This is a genomic window from Mycobacterium sp., from assembly GCF_039583805.1.
GTDB lineage: Bacteria > Actinomycetota > Actinomycetes > Mycobacteriales > Mycobacteriaceae > Mycobacterium.
Map to the genome: position 1 here is coordinate 1 of NZ_JAVKSH010000154.1, position 6,023 is coordinate 6,023.

The 6,023-nt window shown below is 69.3% G+C and carries 5 protein-coding genes and 1 pseudogene; 3 read left to right on the forward strand and 3 right to left on the reverse strand.

The genetic code is table 11. The annotated features are described in order from the left end of the window. Positions 1–738 (reverse strand): SDR family oxidoreductase (locus ABDW21_RS15950; protein ID WP_343603020.1); only part of this gene is annotated, 738 nt, incomplete at its 3' end. A gap of 25 nt (positions 739–763) precedes the next feature. Here ABDW21_RS15950 and ABDW21_RS15955 point away from each other — a divergent pair. Beyond that, the gene (locus ABDW21_RS15955; RefSeq protein ID WP_343603022.1) at positions 764–1,996 is read left to right on the forward strand and encodes a WS/DGAT domain-containing protein; all 1,233 of its coding nucleotides are present in this window, start codon (positions 764–766) and stop codon (positions 1,994–1,996) included. A 6-nt stretch (positions 1,997–2,002) separates the two neighbouring features. Here ABDW21_RS15955 and ABDW21_RS15960 read toward each other — a convergent pair whose 3' ends face one another. Further along, on the reverse strand, positions 2,003–2,608 hold the full coding sequence (locus tag ABDW21_RS15960; protein WP_343603024.1) for a MarR family transcriptional regulator: 606 nt from the start codon (positions 2,606–2,608) through the stop codon (positions 2,003–2,005). Beyond that, entirely contained in the window at positions 2,605–4,167 is a 1,563-nt protein-coding gene (locus tag ABDW21_RS15965; RefSeq protein ID WP_343710732.1) for a pyruvate, phosphate dikinase, read from the reverse strand. Before ABDW21_RS15965 ends, ABDW21_RS15960 begins: the two co-directional genes overlap by 4 nt. A gap of 175 nt (positions 4,168–4,342) precedes the next feature. Between ABDW21_RS15965 and ABDW21_RS15970 the strand changes: the two genes are divergently transcribed. Next, positions 4,343–4,846 carry a DoxX family protein gene (locus tag ABDW21_RS15970; protein ID WP_343603028.1) on the forward strand — a complete coding sequence of 168 codons (504 nt, stop codon included), beginning with the start codon at positions 4,343–4,345 and terminating at the stop codon, positions 4,844–4,846. Positions 4,847–4,895: 49 nt separating this feature from the next. After that, positions 4,896–6,023: pseudogene (locus ABDW21_RS15975) on the forward strand (hypothetical protein); the annotation flags it as partial.

A 6,023-nucleotide genomic window follows, 5' to 3' on the forward strand; every position in this document is an offset into this window, starting at 1 on the left:
GTGGTAGATCGCCGTGGCTGCCCGGTTGAACACGCCGGGGACGATCACGGCCCTGCCGGCGGCCAGCCCGTCGACTGCGACCGCGGCAACCCGCTCGGGGGAAACCCACAGGAACTTCGGCAGCAACGCTTCCGCCTCGCCTTCGCCGAAGCCGGCGGCCTCGCCGAAGCCGGTATGCACCGGCCCCGGGCACAACGCGGCCGCCGTCACGCCGCTGCCGCGCAACTCCTCCCGCAACGCCCTGGTGTAGGACAGCACGAAAGCCTTCGCCGCGGCGTAAGAGGCCTGGCCGGGCAGCGGCCCGAACGACCCGACCGAGCCGACGTTGAGCACCGCGCCGCTGCGAGCCTCCACCATCGCGGGGACCAACCGGCTGCACAGGTCGACGACTGCGGCGACGTCCACCTCCACCAGGTTCAGCTCGGCGTCGACGTCCGACTGCGCGACCGGGCCCACCGTCGACAGGCCGGCATTGTTGACCAGCACGTTGGTGAACAGGCCCAATTCGGACAGCCGATCGGCCAGCGCGGCCCGTTCGTCGCGACGGGCCAGATCGGCCGGCACCACGTGCGTCCGCGCGCCGAGCTGACCGGCGAGGTCGGCGAGCTTGTCCGCGCGCCGCGCGACCAGCACCACCTGGTGTCCCCGGCGGGCCAGCTCACGGGCAATGCAGGCGCCAATGCCCGACGACGCGCCGGTGACCACAGCAGCGCGGTCGTTGCCGGGATTAGGCAGCACGCAACGGGATCCTAGTGTGGTGGGCATGTCGACCCGGATGGCGGCCGTCGACGCACAGTTCTACTGGATGTCCGCCAAGGTCCCCAGCGACCAGTTCTTGCTGTACGCCTTCGACGGCGAGCCGACCGATGTCCGCCGCGCCGCCGACGAGGTTGCGGCCCGGGCCCAAGCCTGTCGGCACTTGACGATGCGCGTCGAGGACGGGTGCGCGTTGACGTATCCGCGGTGGGTACCGACGGCCGCGGAGCACCCGCACCTGCACCACCTTGCCGACGACAGCTGGCACGGCTGCCTGGACGCCGTGGTGGAGCTTGCCCGGCACCAGCTTGACGTCCGCCGGGCGCCGTGGCGCCTGCACATGTTCGCCCGGGTGCGCGGAATTCCAGGCGGCAGCGGTCCCGGGACCGTCGCGGTCATGCAGGTTGCGCACGCGCTGGCCGACGGCAGCCGCGCCTCGGCGCTGGCCGGCTGGCTGTTCGGTCGAGCGACACCCGTGCCCGACGTGGCCTCGGGGAGATCGGGTTTCCTGCCGCGGCGGGCGTTCGACGCGGCCCGAACCCATCGACAGTTGGTCAGCGACACCCGGGCCGGACTGCTCGGCGGTTCACTGAGCCCGCGACCACCGCTGGCCACCAACGTGCGCCCGGCCGGTGCGCGCGCCGTGCGCACCCTGCTGCGGCACCGCGCCCAGCTGCGCGGGCCGACGGTCACCGTCGCGGTGCTGGCCGCGGTGTCCGACGCGCTCGATAGACACCTGGGCGATTCTGACGGGTCGCTGATCGCCGAGGTTCCGATAGCCAAACCCGATGTGCCACATGCCAACAACAACTTTCACAACGTGACCGTCGGACTCTACCCCGACCTGTCCCCAGACGCCCGAAAAGAGCGGATCGCCGCAGACCTGACGGCCGCCCGTCGTCGTGCCCGGCACCCGGCGGCACGCGCGGCCGACCGGGCCGTCGCCGCGGTGCCGGCCCCCGTGCTGCGCTGGGGGGTCAACCGGTTCGATCCCGATGTCCGACCGGCACGAGTCTCCGGAAACACCGTGGTGTCCAGCGTCTACCGTGGACCCGACGGCCTGCACTTCGGCGGTGTACCAGTGCTGTTGACCGCCGGATATCCGGCACTGTCGCCGGCGATGGGCCTCACCCACGGCGTGCACGGAATCGGCGACGTCGTCGCTGTCAGCGTTCACGCGGCGCAGTCCGCGATCGGCGACATAGACGCCTATGTCCAGTTGCTGGACGCACAGCTGTGACGAAAACTACTGGGCGTCAGCGGTTTCAGCTTCCGATTCCCGGGTTCGGCCAGCGGCCAGAATGAGCTCCTCGTGCAGCTCGAACCACACCGTGTGGTAAGAGTCGATGATCGGCCGGGACAGCCAGACGATGTCACCGGCTTTGACCCGATCCAGCGCCGCCCGCAGCTTGGCCGAGTAGTGGCCCAGCCGGGGCAGCTGGGCCGCAGCCGCCGCGATGATCGGCATGACCCGCTGGTGTAGCCGCTCCAGGCGAGCCACGACAGCCGCGTCGTACTCGGCGTCGTCGTGAATGTTGGGGCGGCCGTTCCTGAGCTGCCAGTCAGTGGCCAGTTGTTTGAATTCGCGGTTAGGCGTGTGGAATTCGCGGTAGACGGCGGCCAGCGCGGTGCGGTCGACGCCACGGCGCTCGGCGGCCAGCAGTTCGCCGAGCCGCGCCCGCCCGCCGGGGCTGATCCGCAGCGAGGTGCCGTCGACCAGCAGGCCGGTCCGCGTCAGCTGCCCGACGGTCTCCGCGACATCGGCAACGTCGTCGCCCAGCGTTGCGGCGAGGCCTTCCAGACTGGTCCGGCCTTTGAACCGGACCGCCTGCAGCACAGTCAATTCGGTCATGCGTCCCCGGTGAGCCGCAGCGCGGTGAGCATGGCGATCAGTGGGCTGACGGCCACCACATCGGTGTTCCCGCCGGCGAGTGCGGCGCGCACCGCGGCGTCGGAGTGGTTCGCCAACGGCGGATAGTTACCGCTGGGGTGCCCACGCAGCGGACTGATCCGACGCGCGACCGCGGCCAGCTCCCGCAACTCCGGGGTGTCGTCCTCCGACCAGGCAGAGAGCGCCAAATCACCTTCGCGCACTTCGCCTTCGGTGCCGTCGACGGTGATCAGCCGGCCGGCCAGTGATTCGGTGACTCCGCGTCCGCAGCCCACCACGGCCACCCGGCCCAGTTCGCGGCTGACCACGGCCGCGTGGCTGGTGGCTCCGCCGGTTTCGGTGACGACGCCACGCGCGACCAGCATGCCCCCGATGTCCTCGGGACTGGTGTGGTGGCGCACCAGGATGACATCCTCGCCGCGGTCGGCGGCCTGCACCGCAGCCTCCACGTCGGCGTAGGCCCGCCCCGACACCACCCCCGGACATGCCGGCAAGCCCTTCGCCAAAAGCTTTGCCGACAAACGTGTTTCCGGCTGCAGTGACGGCCGCAGCAAAGCCTGGACGTGCGCCGGGGTCACCCGGCGCAACACGTCGCCGTCGTCAATCAACCCGTCGCGCCGCAGTTGCAGCGCCAGACGCACCGCCGCCTGCGCCGACCGCTTGGCGGCGCGCGTCTGCAGCAGCCACAACCTGCCGTCCTCGACGGTGAATTCGATCTCCTGCACGTCGGCCGCGAGCCGCTCCAACGTGCGGGAAGCGGCGATCAGTTCGGCGTAGACGACCGGTTGCCGGTCACGCAGCGCCGTGATCGGTTGCACGTCGACGGTGCCCGACACCACGTCGTCGCCCTGACCGCCGGACAGCCACTCGCCGAACGCGTCGTCGGAGCCGGTCAGGGGATTGCGTGAATACACCACGCCGGCACCTGAATTGGCGGCCATGTTGCCGAACACCATCGCCTGTACGACGACGGCGGTACCGCTGGTGTCGTCGAGGCCGTGGTGGGCGCGGTAGGCGGCGGCGCGTGGCGAATTCCACGACGCGAACACGGCCTGGATCGCGGCACGCAGCTGTGCGTAGGGGTCGTCGGGCACCGCATTGCCGACGACACGCCGATACCAGCGCGCGAATCGCTGCCGGATGTCGTGGGCTAACGCGTCGGTGGTCCCGGCGGCCAGGGCGGCTGCGACGGCGTCGCTCATGCCCAGGTCCAACACCGTGTCCATCATGCCGGGCATCGACACGGCGGCGCTGGAGCGCACACTGACCAGCAGCGGCCGCGGGCCCCGGCCGAAGGTGCGCGCGGTCGCGGCCTCGAGCTCTCGCACCCCGTCGAGCACGTCGTCCCAGACGGCGTCCATCGTCGGCCCCGGTTCGGCGAGGTAGCGTGCACCCACCTGGGCGGTGATGCAGAATGCGGGCGGTACGGGAAGACCGCGGCGGCGCATGGTGTCGATGCCGTAACCCTTGTGGCCCACGGTTTCCGGCGAGCACGCGATGCCGCCGTCCAGCAGCAGCACGGCAGGGGGTGTGGTGCAGACCCGTCGTGACACCCACCGAGGTTACCCTCCGGCAAACTCGAAAGCCGCGCCCCCCGAAGACTGCGCGATGCCGGGTCTCCTCGCGACGGATTACGGTCGGCGGGCTTTTGCCGCGCAGCCGATGCTCTACGTTGTCGTTATGACCGCAGATGTTATGACCACAGATGCCGCGTTGCTGGCGCTCCGTCTGGTGCTCGGTCTGACGTTGGCCGCGCACGGACTGAACAAGTTCTTCGGCGGCGGCCGGATACCGGGAACCGCGCGCTGGTTCGAGAGCATCGGGATGAGACCGGGCACGTTCCAAGCCGCTGTGGCCGCGACGGCCGAGACTTCGGCCGGGTTGGGTCTGGCCGCCGGGTTGCTCACGCCGATCCCCGCCGCGGGCTTCGTCTCGCTGATGCTGGTTGCCGCCTGGACCGTGCACCGTCCCAACGGCTTCTTCATCGTCAAAGAAGGCTGGGAGTACAACCTCGTGCTGGCCACCGGCGCCGTGGTCGTCGCGATGCTCGGGGCGGGCAGGTTCAGCCTGGACCGACTGATCTTCGGGCACAACTGGCTCGACGGCTGGGCGGGTCTGCTGATCTCGGTGCTACTGGGCACCGTCGGCGCGGTCGGTCAGCTGGCGATCTTCTACCGGCCGCCGGCCAAGCAGGCGTAGCACTACCGGCGAGTGCCGGTACGACCTGAGCTTCCACGCTGGGGACGCGTTGCCGAAGCGCGGCCCGGCGCGGCTGCTCGCTGAGCGGCTCGACAGTGCGTCGAGGGCCGCTGGGTCGGTCGTTGCGTGCGCTATCAGTCGGGCGTACAGTCTCTCAGCAAATTCTTTGTCGTCCACACAGCGGATACGCATCAGATGGATGCGGGAGGGGCGCGGCATGACGACGGACCAGACGAGCCGTGCGCACCGCCGCAAAACGACTTCCGTCCGCGCTGTTCAGGCCGCCGGGATTGCCACGACCGCGATGGCCGGCGCTCTGGTGATGATGGTCTCCGCGCCGCACGCCGCCGCCGACGTGTCGTTGCAGCCCACGATCGATCAGATCCTCACCGACATGCAGCAAGCGGCCGCATACGACGCCGGACAGTCGTTCGCCACGCCGACCAGCGACGCCACGCTGCCGACCGTTCTGCAGAACAACGAATACGAACTGCTGACCGCGATCATTTCGGCCGTCAACAACCAGGTCTTCTTCCAATCACCGGAGCCGGTGGCCGGCGATGCCGCCGATCCCCGCCAGTACTTCCAATTCTTCACTCCCGACATCTATTACGACATCAAAACCAACCTTGACCCCAACGCCACCTACGCCCTGACGGGCACCCTCGGCGGGGGCACCGAACACCTGTCCATCAGCGCGGAACAAGTCGTGAACGGGACGACCGACACCCACAGCTATCTGGAGCAAGGCAGCACATTGGTGGTCAACCCCAATGGGTCCTTCACCGTCGACATCGGCCCCACGGAGCCCAGCGGCGCAGTGAACTACCTCGATGACGCCGGCGCCACCACCCTGTTGATCCGCGACGATCTGGGCAACTGGGCGCTGGGCCCGGGCAGCGTCAGCGTCGCCTGCGTGGCCGACTGCCCGGCGCCGGTCACGGTTGGCACGGGGCTGTCCGCGTCCGAGCTCAACACGTTGCTGAATGCCCTCGCCGGGCATACGGAAGCTTTCAACCAGCAAAATATGCTCCTCGCCGCGCATTCGGGGATCCAGCTGGCGCCCAACACCATGAGCGCCTTGCAACCCGAAAACTACTTCGGCGCGGGGCTGCCGAGTGCGGATGTCTCGGTGGGGAATTTCGACCTGCAGCCCGACCAGGCGCTGATCGTGACA

Excerpts from the sequence above, each read along its gene's own strand:
- ABDW21_RS15955 (WP_343603022.1), top strand. The coding sequence starts at position 764 with ATGTCGACCCGGATGGCGGCCGTCGACGCACAGTTCTACTGGATGTCC.
- ABDW21_RS15960 (WP_343603024.1), bottom strand. The coding sequence starts at position 2,608 with ATGACCGAATTGACTGTGCTGCAGGCGGTCCGGTTCAAAGGCCGGACC.
- ABDW21_RS15970 (WP_343603028.1), top strand. The coding sequence starts at position 4,343 with ATGACCACAGATGCCGCGTTGCTGGCGCTCCGTCTGGTGCTCGGTCTG.